Raw genomic sequence first — 15,879 nt, 5'->3', positions numbered from 1 at the left:
CGCTAAGCATCGTGGATACGATTTACGCACTCTCAAGCGGGGCGCCCCCCGCCGGCATTGGAGTCGTGCGTGTCAGCGGCCCTGCGGCGGGCGCAACGCTTGTGGCTTTGGCGGGCGAACTCCCGCCCCCACGCCGCGCAAGGCTCTCCACCTTATGCGGGGGCGATGGCGCAGTGCTGGATGAGGCACTAGTGCTGTGGTTTCCCGGTCCGCAGACCGCGACCGGGGAGGATCTTGCGGAATTTCATCTGCATGGTGGCCGGGCTGTCATCGCGGCGGTGGAAGCCGCCATCGGGATCGTGGAAGGCACGCGCAGGGCGCAGCCCGGGGAGTTCACCCGCCGGGCCTTCGCCAATGGTCGCCTGGATCTTGCGCAGGCGGAGGGTCTCGGAGATTTGCTGGCCGCCGAGACGGAGTTGCAGCGCCAGGCGGCGATCGGTCTGGCCGGGGGCGTACTGTCGCGCAGAGTGGAAGGATGGCGCGCGCAGCTGCTGGCCATCTCGGCCGCGATCGAGGCCGAGATGGATTTCGATGACGAAGACGACGTGCATGCCCGCAATCTTGATTATCCTCATAAAATCAACGATTTGGCGCGAGATATAGAGGTGAGCCTCGCCGCACCAGCTGCGGAGGCGTTGCGCGAGGGCTATCGTGTGGCGCTTGCGGGGCCGCCCAACGCAGGCAAGTCCACCTTGTTCAATGCTCTCGTCGAAAGTGAGGCTGCCATCACCGCCCCGATTGCCGGGACGACGCGCGATGTACTCACGCGGCCGGTGGCGCTGCAGGGGGTTCCCTTCACCTTCGTGGACATGGCGGGCCTGCGCGACAGCGGTGGCGATACGGTCGAAGCCATTGGTATAGATCGCGCACGGTCCGAACTGGCCCGCGCAGATCTGGTGCTGTGGCTAGGCGCAGAGGGCGAAGGGCCGGCAGGCGCTTGGGAGATCGACGCGCAGTGCGATCGGGTGGAACGAGCCGTGAAATTCAAGCCAACGCATCGTGTCTCGGCTCTGACGGGCGAAGGACTCGTGGGCCTCAAGCAGTCACTGGTCGATCACGCGACCAAGGCTCTGCCCCGACCGGGTGAGGTGGCACTCAATCAGCGGCAACGTCGGCTTATTGCGGAGGCGCATTCGGCTCTGGCAGCACTCGCCCCCTCGGACGATCTCCTGATTGTTGCCGAGCACCTGCGGCAGGCACGGGTCTCTTTCGATTTTTTGACGGGCCGCGCCGGGACGGAGGATGTTCTGGATAATCTATTCGGCCAGTTCTGCATCGGCAAATAGCAGTGTTTCACGTGAAACGCTTCGGGGGTTTTGACGCCGCGGTGCCCGGCTATTAATGGCCGAAACGATGAAGGCATACGATATCCTCGTGGTGGGCGGCGGCCACGCGGGCTGCGAAGCGGCTGCGGTTGCCGCGCGAATGGGTGCGCGGGTCGGCCTCATCACCTTTGACCCTGCAACGCTCGGTGCGATGAGCTGCAATCCCGCGATTGGTGGCTTGGGAAAGGGTCATCTCGTTCGCGAGGTGGACGCTTTCGACGGGCTGATCGCACACGCCGCAGATGCAGCCGCGATCCACTATCGTATGCTCAATCGTTCGAAGGGCAGTGCGGTCTGGGGTCCACGCGTGCAGGCAGACCGGACTTTGTTCAAAGCCGCGATCCAGGACATGCTTCGACGTCAGGCGGGTCTGGAGGTGATTGCCGGAGAGGCAGCCGGCTTGCGGATAAACAAAGGGCGGGTGTGCGGCGTGGCCATGGGCGACGGAAGCGCCATCGCTGCGCAGGCGGTAGTTCTTTGCACTGGCACTTTCCTCGGCGGCACATTGTTCAGGGGGGAGGAGCGGCTCGAGGGAGGCCGGATTGGAGAAGCCGCCGCTTCGCACCTGGCTCATCAGCTGCGCGAAGCGGGCCTCCCGCTGGCACGATTAAAAACGGGCACCCCTCCGCGGCTTGATGGCCGGACGATTGACTGGGCTGTGCTTCAGGAGCAGGCGTCCGATGCGGACACGTGGACGATGTCGCCGTTGACACCACGCCGTGTGAACCCGCAGCTGTTTTGCGCGATTACGCGGACGAATGAGCGAGCGCATGACATCATCCGCGCCAATCTCCAACGCTCACCGCTTTTCTCGGGAGCGATCGGGGCCACCGGTCCGCGCTATTGCCCGTCAATCGAGGACAAGATCCATCGCTTCGCCGATCGCGATGGCCACCAGGTTTTTCTCGAGCCAGAGGGGTTGGCAACACCGCTGGTTTATCCGAACGGAATCAGCACCTCGCTCCCCGCCGATGTACAGCTCTCTATGCTGCGGGCCATGCCCGGGCTGGAGCGTGTAGAAATGGCAGTCGCCGGCTACGCTGTAGAATACGATCACGTTGACCCACGGGCGCTAGGCGGCGATCTGCAGGTTCGTGCGCTTCCGGGTTTGTATTGCGCCGGTCAAATCAACGGGACGACCGGCTATGAAGAGGCGGCAGCGCAGGGGCTCCTTGCGGGGTTGTTTGCGGCGGCCGGCGTTCTGGATCGACAGCCACCCGCCTTGGATCGAGCCAACAGCTATATGGCAGTGATGATCGATGATCTCACCTTGCACGGGGTGAGCGAGCCTTACCGGATGCTGACTGCCAGAGCCGAATATCGGCTGCGGCTGCGGGCGAACAACGCAGCGACTCGGCTCACCCCGATAGCGATACAGGCTGGTTGTGTGGCCGAGCCGCGGACGCGATGGTTTGAGCATAGAGAGGAACTGCGTTCCACGTGGAACAATGCACTCGCTTCCGCTGTAAGCGGCCGCGATCTCCACACGGCTGGCTGTAAAGTCCGCACAGACGCAGCCCCTCAACCGCTGAAAGACTGGCTCCGTTTCCCGGGAGTAGGCCTCTCTGACGTGGCAGGATTTCTTCCTGCTCATCTCTCGACCTGCGATGAACTGGCGACGGAAATTGCCGAGGACGCGCTTTATGCGCCCTACCTGCAGCGTCAGGAGAGTGAGTTGCGTGATTTACGCGCGAATGACAGCGTCCTCCTCGGCCCAACGTTTCCCTATGCTCAAGTGCCCGGCCTCTCCCGCGAGATGGTCGAGCGCCTTTCCGCAGTGCATCCGGAAACGCTTGCTGATGCATCGCGTGTGCGCGGCATTACCCCCGCCGCTTTGGCAGCACTGCTGGTACACGCGCGGCGGCATGCTAGACAGCCGGCATGATCTGCGATGAGCAAGAAGCGATGGAGCTGTGTCGCCGGGTTGGTTCAGATGGCTCACTGGGCCGGCTGGCCATTTTCGCCGAGCTCTTGAAAGAGGAAAACGAGCGCCAGAACCTCGTGTCAACCGCAAGTCTGGCAGTAGTTTGGCAGAGGCACTTGGCTGACAGCGCGCAGCTTCTGTTGCATGCGCCTGCCGGTCTATTGGGTCCATGGCTCGATCTGGGTACCGGCGCTGGACTGCCGGGGCTCGTGATCGCCGCGCTCCGACCGGAATTGCCCGTGCTGCTGGTCGAATCGCGCAGGCGGCGGGTCGAGTGGCTTAGCCGGGCGGCTGCCGAGCTGGCGCTGGTCAATTGCCGGGTACTCGGTGCGCGGTTGGAAGATGTCGAGAGCACCCCTGCTGCGATAATTTCGGCCCGCGCATTTGCTCCGCTCGGCAAGTTGCTCGGTTTGTCCGCCCGTTTTTCCACACGCGAAACCGTTTGGCTGTTGCCCAAGGGGCGCAAGGCAGCGCAAGAACTGCAGGAACAGCCTGTCGCCATTCGGGAGATGTTCCACGTGGAACAGTCCTGCACCGATCCTGAGGCGGGTATCCTGGTAGGAAAAGGGACGCCGAAACTTCCATGATACGGATTGCCATCGCCAATCAGAAGGGCGGAGTGGGGAAGACCACTACTGCTATCAACATAGCAACCGCCATGGCGGCGACAGGTTGGCGAACGCTGCTGGTCGACCTCGACCCCCAAGGCAATGCCTCGACCGGTCTGGGAGTGGCTGCCGCGAATCGCGAATATTCCAGCTATGATCTGCTGATGGAAGATGCTGTTCTCGATGAATGCATCGTCCCGACAAGCATTCCCAACCTGCATCTGGTGCCAGCGACGGTGGATCTGAGCGGCGCCGAAATAGAGCTGGTGCAGTATCAGAACCGCACCGACCGCCTCGCGACGGCAATGAAGAATCATGCCGCGCATGACATCTGCTTTATCGACTGTCCGCCTTCGCTCGGTTTGCTTACGTTGAACGCGCTCTGCGCCGCAGACACGTTGCTCGTTCCGCTGCAATGTGAGTTTTTCGCCCTCGAAGGCCTGAGCCAGCTCCTCCACACTGTCGAACAGGTGCAGCAGCGCTTCAATGCAGACTTGGGCATCGTCGGAATCGTGCTGACGATGTTCGATCGTCGCAATCGCCTGACCGATCAGGTAGCTGACGATGTGCGCGAATGCCTGGGCAAGCTGGTCTTCGAATCGGTTATTCCCCGAAATGTCCGGCTCTCCGAAGCGCCCAGCCACGGCCTTCCCGCACTGATCTACGACCATGCCTGTGCCGGCAGCCGAGCCTATATGGCGCTCGCGCGAGAGCTGATCGGCCGTCTGCCCGAAGAGAGGAAAGCCGCATGAGCCCGGAAGAGACGACGACGGAGCGGAGCGATGCGCGTCCTGCACAGCGGCGCAAGCTTGGACGCGGGCTTGGCGCACTGTTGGGCGAAGCACGTCGGGAGGAGCCGCTGGCAGCTGAACCGGGGAGCCGCGCAACGAGCGCAGCGGCACTCCCAAGCCGATCCGGTCTGGCCAGTCTTGCAGTTTCGAGTATCGAGCCGCATCCCGAGCAGCCTCGGCGGCATTTTGCACCCGAAGCCTTGGAAGAACTCGCCGCATCCATCGCCACGCGGGGTGTCATTCAGCCAGTGATCGTGCGCCCACTCGGTGAGGGACGTTACCAACTGGTGGCTGGGGAGCGCCGCTGGCGTGCCGCGCAGAAGGCGCAATTGCACGAGATCCCCGCGCTGATTCGCGAGCTTGGCGATCGCGATGTCATGGCACTTGCCCTCATCGAAAACATCCAGCGCGAGGATCTCAATCCCGTGGAGGAGGCGCGGGCGTATCAGCGCCTGGCGGAAGCAGAAGCGATGACGCAGGCCGAGATCGCGAGGCTGGTTGAAAAGTCGCGCAGCCATGTCGCCAATTTGCAGCGCCTGCTCAGCCTTCCGGATGTGGTGCTCGATCATGTCGAGGCGGGCCGGCTCGACATGGGTCACGCCCGCGCGCTGATTGGCCGGGATGATGCGGAAGAACTGGCCCAGCGGGCGGTGGACAAGAAGCTGTCCGTGCGAGAGGTCGAAAAGCTCGCGCGCAAATCCGCAAATGGCGAGAGCATCAGTCAGCGGCGGGCACGGCCACCGCGTGATACGGCGGAAGATGCGGATATCGCCGCGGTTCAGAACCATCTGGAAGAATTCCTCGGCCTGCCTGTCCGCATCGCGGCCGAGGTTGATCCGCGTTCCGGCACCATCTCGATCCGCTACCACACGCTCGACCAGCTTGATCTGGTATGCCAGCGCCTCACTGGCGGTGGCATCTAGAATTCGAAAAGTCGCGCGGCGCAACTCGCTCCGTACGGCTACCCTATTGATATTCAAACAGTCTTGGACCAGAGCGAGAATTTCAGCTCCCACTTTGCTTCAGTAGCGGTCCTCTTCGCTACACGCGCAGTCGCGCGGTTCTCGCCGGATCGGAACGCGAACCCAGCGCACCGGGCCGTATCCTGCTATTGAGCCGCCGTAGCTCCGTTCGTAGCGGTCGAGATAATCCTCGCACACGTCGAAGATCGCGCGGTCATCGCGGCGGCGGGCGGCGTCATCGGCGGCATCGCCGATCGCTGCACCGGCAAGCCCACCCGCACCCGCGCCAATCACAGTGCCCAGAAGACGATTTCCACGCGCAACCCGGTTGCCGATGAGGCCGCCGGCCGCCGCGCCGACCACAGCTCCGATAAGCCGGCCATCGCCGTCCCGCTGCTCCGGGGCAGTATAGGCGCTTCGGCAACGGTACAGCCATTCGGCGCGCTCCTCAGGTGAATACCCCAGCATGGCGGGTTGATAAGAGCGCCGATATCCCGCGCGCCAGCCTGTTGCCTGCTCCTCCCGCCAGCCACGTTCGTCGCGCGCGAGCGCGCGCCCTCCATCAGAGAGGAAGTGGCCGTCATCAAGGAAAATGCCGCGAAACTCCGCTTCGACAGGTTCGCCATCCGCGCCCGTGTAGGTGCCGTGCCAAACGCCGCGATACACGGCGTCGTCGTCCCATGCCCCGATCCACTCGCCGTCATAGCTGCCGCTTTCCGCTTGGGGGATTTCCGCTGGAAGCGGGGCTTGCTGCGCCCTGGCTGGAGCCAAAGTTGCGGCGAAGGTCATGAGAACACACAGCGAGGCGGAGCGAATCGTCATCAGCAGGTCCCCTGTTGCGGCCGACTACCTATACGCTCGTTAAGCCCCTGGTTACCATATCGCGGGCCACAGCAAGGACGGTTGTCCCGTTCCGGGTCGCTCTAGATGCGCTCGCCTATTGCAGCGGCGAGCGCTTCGACGCCCGCCTGATCGTCTTCATCGAAGCGCGACACGCGTGGACTGTCCAGGTCGATCACCGCAAGCACTTTACCCTCACGGATGACTGGCACCACCAGTTCGCTCCGGCTCTCCGCATCGCAGGCGATGTGTCCAGGAAAAGCGTGAACGTCCGCCACCATTTGCGTCTCGCCCTGCGCCGCGGCTGTACCGCATACTCCGCTGCCGTACGGAATCCTTATGCAGGCCGGCTTGCCGCAGAAGGGGCCGAGCACCAGTTCTCCGTTAATGGTACGGTAGAATCCGGCCCAATTCAGCTCGGGAAGGAATTGCCACATCAGCGCCGCAAGATTGGCCATGTTGGCAACTGCATCGGTTTCGCCATCCGTGAGGGCGAGCGCGGCGGAACGCAGTTCGGCATAGAGCTGCGACTTGGGTTGGGCGGGATCGGTGGTGAAGGAAAACATACGGCTCCCCGTATAACTATTCCGTCTGGAGAGGAACTGCCGGCAATGGCTGCTGATCCGCCATCCCATCATCTTTAGCCCGTTGCCGCGGAGGACACGCTGGCCTACTCTCGGCTGCAATGAGCACGATGAAGAAGATCGCCCTCGGCCTCCTGGCCCTTATCATCATTCTCACCGTGGCGGGCTGGTGGGTATTGCGCGGCGATCCCGCGCAATACAGCGTGGCGCAGGTGACGGGGCTCGATCCGGTGTTCGCAGAGCCCGATCCGCAAACGATCCCCACGGTGGAGGTGGCAAAGCCAGTCGGCTGGGGGGAGGGTGCCCCGCAGGCCGCCGAAGGCTTCACGGTAAGCCGTTTCGCCACGGGTCTGGAGCATCCGCGGGTGATCTACGCGATGCCGAACGGCGACATACTCGTTGCCGAAGCCAATGCGCCCGAGCGCGTGGTGGCCGGGGGTGGCATCACCAATTTCGTGGCCGGAATCCTCTTCAGCCGGGCGGGGGCAGGCGTGCCTTCCCCGGACAAGGTGGTACTGTTGCGCGACGCCGATGGCGACGGGGCGGCCGAGGCGCGCAGCGTGCTGCTCCAGGGCGTGGCTTCCCCCTCCGGAATGGCTTGGCGCGACGGCAAGCTCTACCTCGCGACCCATGATGGCGTCTGGCGCTATGATTATGCCGAAGGGGCCACCAGCATTACGGGCAAGCCCGAACGGCTGATGACGCTGCCGGGGGGCGGCAACCACTGGATGCGCAACCTCGTACTCTCGCCGGATGGGACCCATCTCTATGTCGCGGTGGGTTCCGCCTCCAACATCGGGGAAGGCGGGATGGACAAGGAAGATGGCCGCGCGGCGATCCACGAGCTCGACCTGACGACGGGCGAATCGCGCATTTATGCGTCCGGACTGCGCAACCCCAACGGCCTCGACTGGAACCCCTGGACCGGGGAGCTGTGGGTGACGGTGAACGAGCGTGACATGCTCGGATCCGATCTGGTGCCCGATTATCTCACCAATGTGCCTATCGGGGTCAACTACGGCTGGCCTTGGGTTTATTGGAAGGATGTGGTGGACGAGCGCGTGACCGCGCCGATGCCGCTGTATCTCACCGACTACACGCGCAAACCGGAATATGCCTTGGGGCCGCATGTGGCCGCTCTCGGCCTCGCCTTTACGCAAGAAGGCTCGCGCATGGGGACGGGCTTCAGCCATGGCGCCTTTATCGCCCGCCATGGCTCGTGGAACCGCAAGCCGCCGTCTGGCTATGATCTCGTCTATGTCGCCTTCGACGAGCGCGGCAATCCAGAAGGCTTGCCCAAGCCCGTGCTCAAGAGCTTCCTAGCCGATAAAGGCGAAACGCACGGCCGGCCCACCTGGGTGGCGTGGGACAAGACGGGCGCGCTGCTGTTGAGCGACGATACGGCCAATACGATCTGGCGTATCGAAGCGCCGGGGGCGGCACCCGCCGCTGCGCCCAAGCGCAATGCGGGGGCGCGCCTTCCGCCGCAGCGCGAGCTCAATGGCGATCCTGCCCAGGCGTTCGACAATCCGCCGGCCGATCTGTTGCCGGGATCGTTCTGAGGGGCGCTACAGCAGCTTTCCGGCGCGCCCGGCGAGTTCCGTCACGAAGTGCCAGGCGATGCGGCCAGACCGGCCACCGCGCCGACGAGACCATTCGAGCGCTTCGGCGCGGGTAAATTCGAGGCCATATTCACCCGCGTAGCCCTCGATGATCTCGAGATATTCATCCTGCGAGCAGGCATGAAAGCCGAGCGCGAGGCCGAAGCGATCCGCCAGCGCAAGCTGATCGTCCACATCGTCCCGCGGATTCAGCGGATCGGATTGCTCATTCGCTTCTCGTGCCACGATCGCGCGGCGATTGGACGTGATTGCCAGCCGTGCGTTGGCCGGGCGCGCTTCCACGCCGCCGTCGAGCCAACTGCGCAATTGCCGGGGCCCAGTGGGATCGCCGGGCGCGAAACCGAGGTCGTCGATGAACACCAGGAAGCGCCGCTCCACCTTGCCCAGTGCGTTGAACAGCTGCACCAGCGTCGCAAGCGCGTCGGGAGCCACTTGCACCAGCGCCAGCGCGCCATGCGCCTCCAGCTGCGCAGCAGATACGGCGGCGCGCAGCAGGGCCGATTTCCCCATCCCGCGCGCGCCCCACAGCAACATGTCATGTGCCGAATGGCCCTGCGCCAATCGGCGAACATTGTCGGTGACAACGGATTTCTGCCGATCGATCCCTTTCAGGAGTCCCAATGGCGGGGCTTCCAGCCGCTCCACGCCGCGAGCGCCAGCGCCGGTCCACACATAGGCCGGCCAGGCGAGCCAGTTGGTGTGCAGCGGCTTGGGCGCAAGTCGCTCGAGCGCCTCGGCGATGCGGATCAACGGCTCGTCCGCGCCCGGCGCGGGAGGATCGACTTGGTCTTTCATGGCCTGCTGACCTATAGCGCGGCGCGATGAGCGGCAAGCGAGCACCCGAGCGGCTGGCAATGGATCCGGCGGGCATTGCCCGGGCGGCCGAATTGCTGCGCGCCGGCAAGCTCGTCGCCCTGCCGACGGAGACGGTTTACGGGCTGGCGGCGCGGGCCGACAGCGCAGAGGCGGTGGCGGGCATCTACCGCGCCAAGGGGCGTCCCGATTTCAATCCGCTGATCGTGCACGTGGACGATCTCGTGATGGCGCGCCGGGTGGCCGAATTTGGGGATGCGGCGGAACTGCTGGCGGCGCGCTATTGGCCCGGCCCGCTCACGCTCGTACTGCCGCTGCGGGAGGGGAGCGCGATCACGCCTGCGGTGACCGCAGCGCTGCCGACCGTCGCACTGCGAATCCCCGATCATCCCGCCATGCGGGCGGTGCTCGCAGCCCTGCAATCGCCGCTGGCAGCGCCATCGGCCAATCGTAGCGGAGCCGTGAGTCCAACCGAGGCTGAGCATGTTGTGGCATCGCTTGGATCGGCGGTGGACGCGGTGCTGGACGGCGGAGGCTGTCCGCGCGGGCTCGAATCGACCATCGTGGCCTTGCGTCCCGGGGGGGAGTGGCAATTGTTGCGCCACGGGCCGATCACGGAGGCGGAACTGACGGCGGTGCTGGGCCCTCCGCAGCCGGTGCGCGAGGCAAAGGTTGAAGCCCCAGGCCAGCTCGCCCAGCATTATTCTCCGGGCAAGCCGCTGCGCCTCGCGGCGGAGGAGGCGGAGCCGGACGAATATTTCATCGGCTTCGGCCCGGTGACAGGGGATTGCACGCTCTCGGAAACTGGCGACGTCGCGATTGCCGCAGCACGCCTTTACGCCTGCCTGCATGCTGCGGCCGCCTCACCGAGGCCGCGGATCGCGGTGGCGCCGATACCCGCGGAGGGCATCGGCGCAGCGATCAACGATCGTCTGCGCCGCGCGGCAGCCTAGCGCCGATCCGGCTCGATCGAGGCGGATGGCCTGATCTGCTGCATCGCCGCGTAGCTTTCGCGAGCATCCTCGCAGGCGTTGCGATCGCCTTGCTGGCAGCGGCGCATCTGCTTGTCATAATCCCGTTGCAGCCGGGCAAGGCGCTCGTCCTGCTTGCGCAGTTCGCGGCCGCGCTTCTCGTCTGCTTCGGATTGGCTGGTGGTGGCGAGATCGACGCCCTTGCCGACGATCCTGACGGGCGCAGTGGCGACATTCAGCGCCGTTCGGGCTACGCAGCCGCTCAGCAGCAGCCCGAAAGCGACGGCAAATGCGGGCACGAGAGGCAGGCGGGGCATCGCAATCCTTTCGGCGCCTGTGATACGCCGCCGAACATTGCGGGCGGATGACCCGGTGTCCAGATCATTCGCTGCCCTTGGTTCCGCCGTCGCAAGTTAGCGTACCCGATCCCACCGCATCTACCGTACAGCGCGCCTTGCCGTGCACCGTCACGTCACCGGAACCGAGGATGCTGGCGTTGACTGTTCCGTCGGATGTGAAGCCTGCACTGCCGGATCCGGCCATGTTGACCTGGGCCGATTCCACCTTGAGTCCGTCCATGCGCGCGCTTCCGCTTCCGCCGATGGAGAGTTCGAGAGTCTTGGCCGCACCTCCCGCGACATAGGTGCCGGAACCGGCGATCGTCACCTCCAGCGCGTCGGCTGCGACGGAGGGAGTTTCGATCGTGCCGGAGCCGCCGATTACCACCTCAGCCGCGCCGGTCAGTGCCGCGCTGCGGATCGTCCCGCTTCCGGCCGCGGTCAGGCTGCGTGGTGCCGGCATCGTCACATGGACAGTGGCGGGGTCGCTGCCGGGGAAACTGGTTTCGTCCCGCATGATTCCAAGTGTGCCGTCGTCAAGCGTGAAACGGAGGTGGGAGGATGCGCCCGCGCCGCTCGCCACCTTGACGTCGAATTTCGCACCCTCTTCGATAATCACATTGTCGGGCCCTGCGAGAACCACGGTATCGGGAGCGGGGCCGGACAGGTCCAGTTGCGAGAGCGGCACGCCCTCCGACCCGTTGATCTGCGTTGTGCCGCCCTTGCAGCCGGCGAGCGCGCCCAGCGCAGCGAAGGCCAGCAGCGGAGCGGCGGATGTGGCGAGTTTTGCGAAGCCCATGCGGCTACCTCCATCCCTGTGTTACTGAGCTAATACGCGCAGTATGCGGCAGCCGCAATTGCCGCTCGTCGAACCTGGTCGTGCGTCGATCGGCCATATGCGAAGGGCCGCTCCGCATGGCGGAACGGCCCTCGGCAGCCGAACTGGCCGTCGCGATAGCGATCAGGCGTCTTCGGTGTTCTCGTAATACTGCGGCGCGTGGGTCTTCAACACGTCGAGGATCTTGACCAGCGCGGCCGGCTCGTCGGTCTTCTCCATCGCCGCCAGCTCGCGGGCGAGACGGCTGGAAGCGGCTTCGAAGATCTGCCGCTCGGAATAGCTCTGCTCCGGCTGGTCCTCGGGGCGATACAGATCGCGAGTAACCTCGGCGATGGAGACGAGATCGCCGGAATTAATCTTGGCTTCGTACTCCTGCGCACGACGCGACCACATGGTGCGCTTCACCTTGGGCTTGCCCTTCAGCGTTTCCATGGCTTCCTTCAGCGTCTTGTCGCTGGAAAGCTTGCGCATGCCGATCGTTTCGACCTTGTTGACCGGAACGCGGAGCGTCATCCGCTCTTTTTCGAAGCGCAGCACGTAAAGTTCGAGCTTCATGCCGGCGATTTCCTCGCTCTGCAGCTCAATCACCCGGCCTACCCCGTGCTTGGGATAAACCACATAATCACCGACGTCGAAGGCGGGCGCATTCGCAGACATTAATAGTCCTTTCTCTGCGGCAGGTCAGGAAACGCCAGCGCCAACAAGGACGAAACCGCGCGACCCCCCTCGGCGGTTCTCCCTTGATTATGCTGAGCGCTGATGGGGGGCGACCTGCCTTCCTTATCCGCCTGCCACACCCGACCGGGGGGCAGTTGCAGCGCTATTTAGCAGATTCGCAACAAAATTGCCACCCTGCAGCGAAAAAGCCACGGAGCGAGCCAGAAATCCTTGCTTGCGCGTAGACCGGCAAAGGCGCGAGTCGAGCCGCGCCGGGCCTGCTCAGTCGCCTTCGCCGGGCTCGGGCGAGAAGTACTTGTCGAACTTCCCGTCCTCGCCCTTATGCTCCTCGGCGTCGTCCGGCTGGTCCTTCTTCTCGGTGATGTTGGGCCACTCGGCCGAATATTTGGCGTTCAGCTCCAGCCACTGCTCCAGGCCGCCTTCGGTATCCGGCAGGATGGCTTCGGCGGGGCACTCCGGCTCGCACACGCCGCAGTCGATACATTCGGAAGGGTTGATGACCAGCATGTTCTCGCCCTCGTAGAAACAATCGACGGGGCAAACCTCGACGCAGTCGGTATATTTGCATCGAATGCATGCGTCGGTGACGACATAGGTCATTGTTGCGCTTTCCCTTCTTCCCCCTGAGCCGGTCCGCCGGCGACAAGGTCATTCGTGGCGCCTGCTATGGCCATAGGACGCCCGGCGTCAAGCGCGCGATAGCAGCCCTGCGCTTCGCTAGCGGGTCCACGCCGCTGCGGCAAAGCAAGGATTTCTATCACCCGCACTGCTGCGCCCAGTGGCAGTGTCAGCACATCACCCACTCCCACCATGCGGTCGAGCCGGATGACCCTTTCTCCGTTCAGGCGAACATGGCCTCGTCCAAGGAGGGCCTGCGCCAGCGCGCGCGTCTTTGCAAAGCGGAGGAAGAACAGCAGGCGGTCGATCCGCATGCCGGGCTCCGTCCTCACCGGACGAGCCGCGCCAGTTCAGCGAAGGCATTACCTTCCCGCACCGGCGCCTTGCCCGGAGCGGGTGGCCGTCGATCCTTGCGGGGTGCGCGCCAGTTCCAAAGCACCGGCGCGGGGGGGCCAAGGGCACCATCCGGCAGCAAGCGCACACCCCCAGGGCGGAAACCGCCATCGCGCATCAGGCGCATGGCGTTGTCGGGCAGCAAGCCCATGGAGGTGGCAAGGGCGCTATCCACGCGGAAGCCGCCTGTCCCCGCTCCTGCCCGCGCTTCGTGCGCGGCGCGGAACAGCTTTTCCGCCAGATCGACGCGAATTGCCTGCGTCCCTGCGCGGCGATACCCCGCAGGGACATGGCGGCCCCCGGGAATAACCGCTTCCATGCCTGGCTGTAGCGGCCGCCGGTCGAGGCCGATGGCTTGAAGCAGCCGGCGCGGGGCGGGCTTGAGCAGGGCAGGCATGAACACATCCAGCGCGCCAATGGTGACGCCAAGCCGCCGCAGCAGGGGCCGTTTCTCCTTGGAAATCTGCGCCAGGCCGGCGTCTTCGCGCGGCACCGTGCCGGCGCGATCGGCGAGAGTGAGGAAAAGCGCACGGACTTCCGATCCAGCTTCCGGATCCAGCGCGGCACGCTCGATCGCTGCCAGCGGCGCCAGCGGGCTGAGCTCCGCTTCCAGCCAGCGGGAAAGCGCTTCCTCAAGCCGCGCCCACTGCGCGTGATCAAGTGCACCGAGCTCCTTCGCCAGCTCAATGCGCGGAGCGGTGCGTTGCTTGCCGGGGAGCAGCCGGGCGACCAGCTGATTGCCGCGCCAGACTGCGGAATCGGCGATCACCAGATCGCCCAATTCGTCCTGCACCAGTGCCTGCGCCTTGGCCGCCAGCAGTTGCGGCAGGTGCTTTTCCGCAGCGGCCAGCATCAGCTTGCGATCTTCCTGATCCGCGCTGGCATCCACCACGAAGCGGAATCCTTCCAGATGGCCGATCCGGTGTCCTTCCACCGTCACCCCGCCATCATCCTCCAGCGCGACGCGCAGCAAGCCTGCATCTTTCCCCATCGTTTTCATCAATACAGCAGTTCGGCGATTGACGAAACGTTCCGTCAGCCGCTGGTGCAATGCGTCCGACAGGCGAGCCTCGGCCGCGCGCGCCCGGGCTGCCATCTCATCGCGCGCCAGCACCCAGTCCGGGCGCTGGCAGATATAGGCCCAGCTGCGGATCGCGGCGATGCGGCTCTGCAGCGCATCGATGTCACCCTGCGTTCGATCGAGCTCGGCGATCCGCCCGGCCACATAGTCGGCGCCGAGATAGCCTTCGCGCAATTCGCTCCACAGACGGGAGACGAAGCGCGCATGCATGTCTGCTCCCTGCTGGCGGAAGTCGGGCAGTTGGCATGCCTCCCACAGACGGCGGACAAGCCCGGGCGTCGTGACGTCAGTCGCAAAGGCGGGGTCCTCCGCCAGCCGCTTGAGCACTGCGAGGTCGATCGCCTCGGGCGCGGGGGCGAGTTGCGGCTCCTGCGGCTTTTCCTCGAGATCGCCGATCAGCGTGGCCAGGCTGTCGAAGCGCGGCTCCGCTTCCCGCCAGAAGAGGCGGGTGAGCGGCGCGAAGCGGTGCCGCTCGATGGCGAAGATCTCGTCCTCGGTGAACTCCAGCGGCTCGCCCCGGCGGCCGCCGGCCAGCACGCCGAAGGTGCCGTCCTTCTGGTGGCGGCCGGCGCGGCCGGCGATCTGGGCCATTTCAGCAGGGGTCAGCCGCCTCTGCCGCTGTCCGTCGAACTTCGACAGGGCGGCGAAGGCGACATGAGTGACGTCAAGATTGAGGCCCATGCCGATGGCATCGGTGGCGACGATGTAGTCCACCTCGCCGCTCTGAAACAGTGCCACCTGACGGTTGCGCGTCTCCGGGCTCAGGGCGCCCATCACCACTGCCGCGCCGCCGCGAAAACGGCGCAGCATCTCTGCCACGGCGTAGACCTGCTCGATCGAGAAGGCGACCACGGCGGATCGCGGGGGCAGGCGGGAAAGCTTCGTTGCCCCGGCATGGGTAAGGGTGGAAAAACGCGGCCGCTCCTCCACCTCGATGCCGGGGAGTAGCGCCTTCACAACTGGCTCCAGCGTCGCGGAGCCCAGCAGCATCGTCTCTTCCCGGCCGCGGGCGTGCAGCAGGCGATCCGTGAAGATGTGCCCCCGCTCACGGTCTGCCGCGAGTTGCGCCTCGTCGAGAGCGACGAAGGCTTGTCCGCCATTTCGTGGCATGGCCTCCGCCGTGCAGAGCAGGTAGCGCGCGCCGGGCGGTTCGATCCGCTCTTCGCCGGTGATAAGTGCCGTCGCGGCGTCACCCTTGATCGCGCGGACCTTGTCGTACACCTCCCGCGCCAGCAGGCGCAGCGGGAAGCCGATAGCGCCGCTGGAGTGGCCGCACATGCGCTCGATCGCCAGATGCGTCTTGCCGGTGTTGGTGGGGCCAAGCACGGCGCGCAGCCGGCTCTCGGGATGGGCATGTCTCACAATACAGCTAATGTGGCCGCACGCCGCTCTGGCCGCAACCCTGCGTAGCGGTTCCGCTTGGGGGGCTCGCTTCGGCGCAATCGCGACTCGTCCTGCCGTGCTTTAGGCGAAATTAACTTTATGGCGGCAGA

At 64.9% G+C, this 15,879-nt stretch carries 16 protein-coding genes; 7 read left to right on the top strand and 9 right to left on the bottom strand.

Going from position 1 to position 15,879, the window contains the following annotated elements:
* The first annotated feature begins 8 nt into the window (after nucleotides 1-8).
* The 5 genes from mnmE to AEB_RS02885 all read left to right on the top strand — a co-directional run bounded on the left by mnmE (nucleotide 9) and on the right by AEB_RS02885 (nucleotide 5,571).
* Complete coding sequence (gene mnmE, locus AEB_RS02905; RefSeq protein ID WP_119081851.1) at nucleotides 9-1,286, top strand: tRNA uridine-5-carboxymethylaminomethyl(34) synthesis GTPase MnmE; 1,278 nt, start codon at nucleotides 9-11, stop codon at nucleotides 1,284-1,286.
* A 67-nt stretch (nucleotides 1,287-1,353) separates the two neighbouring features.
* Nucleotides 1,354-3,210, top strand: coding sequence for a tRNA uridine-5-carboxymethylaminomethyl(34) synthesis enzyme MnmG (gene mnmG / locus AEB_RS02900; protein ID WP_119084415.1), 1,857 nt, complete (start codon nucleotides 1,354-1,356; stop codon nucleotides 3,208-3,210).
* Nucleotides 3,207-3,836 (top strand): 16S rRNA (guanine(527)-N(7))-methyltransferase RsmG, encoded by a 630-nt coding sequence (gene rsmG, locus AEB_RS02895; protein WP_119081850.1) that lies wholly within the window; start codon nucleotides 3,207-3,209, stop codon nucleotides 3,834-3,836. The genes mnmG and rsmG overlap by 4 nt, the downstream gene beginning before the upstream one ends.
* The gene (locus tag AEB_RS02890) at nucleotides 3,833-4,609 is read left to right on the top strand and encodes a ParA family protein (RefSeq protein ID WP_119081849.1); all 777 of its coding nucleotides are present in this window, start codon (nucleotides 3,833-3,835) and stop codon (nucleotides 4,607-4,609) included. Before rsmG ends, AEB_RS02890 begins: the two co-directional genes overlap by 4 nt.
* The gene (locus AEB_RS02885) at nucleotides 4,606-5,571 is read left to right on the top strand and encodes a ParB/RepB/Spo0J family partition protein (RefSeq protein WP_119081848.1); all 966 of its coding nucleotides are present in this window, start codon (nucleotides 4,606-4,608) and stop codon (nucleotides 5,569-5,571) included. Before AEB_RS02890 ends, AEB_RS02885 begins: the two co-directional genes overlap by 4 nt.
* Before the next feature lie 99 nt (nucleotides 5,572-5,670).
* Here the strand turns inward: AEB_RS02885 and AEB_RS02880 are convergent, their stop codons facing one another.
* Nucleotides 5,671-6,432 (bottom strand): glycine zipper 2TM domain-containing protein, encoded by a 762-nt coding sequence (locus AEB_RS02880; protein ID WP_119081847.1) that lies wholly within the window; start codon nucleotides 6,430-6,432, stop codon nucleotides 5,671-5,673.
* Nucleotides 6,433-6,533: 101 nt separating this feature from the next.
* Nucleotides 6,534-7,016, bottom strand: coding sequence for a GAF domain-containing protein (locus AEB_RS02875; RefSeq protein ID WP_119081846.1), 483 nt, complete (start codon nucleotides 7,014-7,016; stop codon nucleotides 6,534-6,536).
* Nucleotides 7,017-7,144: 128 nt separating this feature from the next.
* Here AEB_RS02875 and AEB_RS02870 point away from each other — a divergent pair, with 128 nt between their 5' ends.
* Entirely contained in the window at nucleotides 7,145-8,596 is a 1,452-nt protein-coding gene (locus tag AEB_RS02870) for a PQQ-dependent sugar dehydrogenase (protein WP_331851753.1), read from the top strand.
* Nucleotides 8,597-8,602: 6 nt separating this feature from the next.
* Here the strand turns inward: AEB_RS02870 and AEB_RS02865 are convergent, their stop codons facing one another.
* Nucleotides 8,603-9,451, bottom strand: coding sequence for a DUF815 domain-containing protein (locus AEB_RS02865; RefSeq protein WP_119081844.1), 849 nt, complete (start codon nucleotides 9,449-9,451; stop codon nucleotides 8,603-8,605).
* Nucleotides 9,452-9,477: 26 nt separating this feature from the next.
* Between AEB_RS02865 and AEB_RS02860 the strand changes: the two genes are divergently transcribed.
* Nucleotides 9,478-10,422 (top strand): L-threonylcarbamoyladenylate synthase, encoded by a 945-nt coding sequence (locus AEB_RS02860; RefSeq protein ID WP_119081843.1) that lies wholly within the window; start codon nucleotides 9,478-9,480, stop codon nucleotides 10,420-10,422.
* Here AEB_RS02860 and AEB_RS02855 read toward each other — a convergent pair.
* From AEB_RS02855 to AEB_RS02830, 6 genes are all read right to left on the bottom strand, one after another.
* Nucleotides 10,419-10,757: a hypothetical protein gene (locus tag AEB_RS02855; RefSeq protein WP_119081842.1), complete on the bottom strand. Its 339-nt coding sequence runs from the start codon at nucleotides 10,755-10,757 to the stop codon at nucleotides 10,419-10,421. The two genes, AEB_RS02860 and AEB_RS02855, sit on opposite strands and share 4 nt — an antisense overlap.
* 64 nt (nucleotides 10,758-10,821) lie before the next feature.
* Nucleotides 10,822-11,577, bottom strand: coding sequence for a head GIN domain-containing protein (locus AEB_RS02850; protein WP_119081841.1), 756 nt, complete (start codon nucleotides 11,575-11,577; stop codon nucleotides 10,822-10,824).
* Nucleotides 11,578-11,739: 162 nt separating this feature from the next.
* The gene (locus AEB_RS02845; protein ID WP_119081840.1) at nucleotides 11,740-12,273 is read right to left on the bottom strand and encodes a CarD family transcriptional regulator; all 534 of its coding nucleotides are present in this window, start codon (nucleotides 12,271-12,273) and stop codon (nucleotides 11,740-11,742) included.
* Between the two features lie 282 nt (nucleotides 12,274-12,555).
* Nucleotides 12,556-12,894, bottom strand: a complete 339-nt coding sequence (gene fdxA / locus AEB_RS02840; RefSeq protein WP_119081839.1) for a ferredoxin FdxA — start codon at nucleotides 12,892-12,894, stop codon at nucleotides 12,556-12,558.
* On the bottom strand, nucleotides 12,891-13,226 hold the full coding sequence (locus AEB_RS02835; protein WP_119084414.1) for an RNA-binding S4 domain-containing protein: 336 nt from the start codon (nucleotides 13,224-13,226) through the stop codon (nucleotides 12,891-12,893). The genes fdxA and AEB_RS02835 overlap by 4 nt, the downstream gene beginning before the upstream one ends.
* A gap of 14 nt (nucleotides 13,227-13,240) precedes the next feature.
* Complete coding sequence (locus AEB_RS02830) at nucleotides 13,241-15,664, bottom strand: helicase-related protein (protein ID WP_119084413.1); 2,424 nt, start codon at nucleotides 15,662-15,664, stop codon at nucleotides 13,241-13,243.
* Between the last annotated feature and the right edge of the window lie 215 nt (nucleotides 15,665-15,879).

It is taken from the genome of Altererythrobacter sp. B11 (assembly GCF_003569745.1).
Lineage (GTDB): Bacteria > Pseudomonadota > Alphaproteobacteria > Sphingomonadales > Sphingomonadaceae > Croceibacterium_C.
Note: the sequence above shows the minus strand (reverse complement) of the source record. Positions and strands in the feature narration are given on the sequence as shown.

What these genes read in the sequence shown, in the direction of transcription:
- AEB_RS02875 (WP_119081846.1), bottom strand. Translation starts at nt 7,016, where the DNA reads ATGTTTTCCTTCACCACCGATCCCGCCCAACCCAAGTCGCAGCTCTAT.
- AEB_RS02865 (WP_119081844.1), bottom strand. Translation starts at nt 9,451, where the DNA reads ATGAAAGACCAAGTCGATCCTCCCGCGCCGGGCGCGGACGAGCCGTTG.
- mnmG (WP_119084415.1), top strand. Translation starts at nt 1,354, where the DNA reads ATGAAGGCATACGATATCCTCGTGGTGGGCGGCGGCCACGCGGGCTGC.
- AEB_RS02860 (WP_119081843.1), top strand. Translation starts at nt 9,478, where the DNA reads ATGAGCGGCAAGCGAGCACCCGAGCGGCTGGCAATGGATCCGGCGGGC.
- AEB_RS02885 (WP_119081848.1), top strand. Translation starts at nt 4,606, where the DNA reads ATGAGCCCGGAAGAGACGACGACGGAGCGGAGCGATGCGCGTCCTGCA.
- AEB_RS02835 (WP_119084414.1), bottom strand. Translation starts at nt 13,226, where the DNA reads ATGCGGATCGACCGCCTGCTGTTCTTCCTCCGCTTTGCAAAGACGCGC.
- AEB_RS02890 (WP_119081849.1), top strand. Translation starts at nt 3,833, where the DNA reads ATGATACGGATTGCCATCGCCAATCAGAAGGGCGGAGTGGGGAAGACC.
- AEB_RS02830 (WP_119084413.1), bottom strand. Translation starts at nt 15,664, where the DNA reads ATGTGCGGCCACTCCAGCGGCGCTATCGGCTTCCCGCTGCGCCTGCTG.
- AEB_RS02845 (WP_119081840.1), bottom strand. Translation starts at nt 12,273, where the DNA reads ATGTCTGCGAATGCGCCCGCCTTCGACGTCGGTGATTATGTGGTTTAT.
- AEB_RS02855 (WP_119081842.1), bottom strand. Translation starts at nt 10,757, where the DNA reads ATGCCCCGCCTGCCTCTCGTGCCCGCATTTGCCGTCGCTTTCGGGCTG.
- AEB_RS02880 (WP_119081847.1), bottom strand. Translation starts at nt 6,432, where the DNA reads ATGACGATTCGCTCCGCCTCGCTGTGTGTTCTCATGACCTTCGCCGCA.
- AEB_RS02850 (WP_119081841.1), bottom strand. Translation starts at nt 11,577, where the DNA reads ATGGGCTTCGCAAAACTCGCCACATCCGCCGCTCCGCTGCTGGCCTTC.
- AEB_RS02870 (WP_331851753.1), top strand. Translation starts at nt 7,145, where the DNA reads ATGAAGAAGATCGCCCTCGGCCTCCTGGCCCTTATCATCATTCTCACC.
- rsmG (WP_119081850.1), top strand. Translation starts at nt 3,207, where the DNA reads ATGATCTGCGATGAGCAAGAAGCGATGGAGCTGTGTCGCCGGGTTGGT.
- fdxA (WP_119081839.1), bottom strand. Translation starts at nt 12,894, where the DNA reads ATGACCTATGTCGTCACCGACGCATGCATTCGATGCAAATATACCGAC.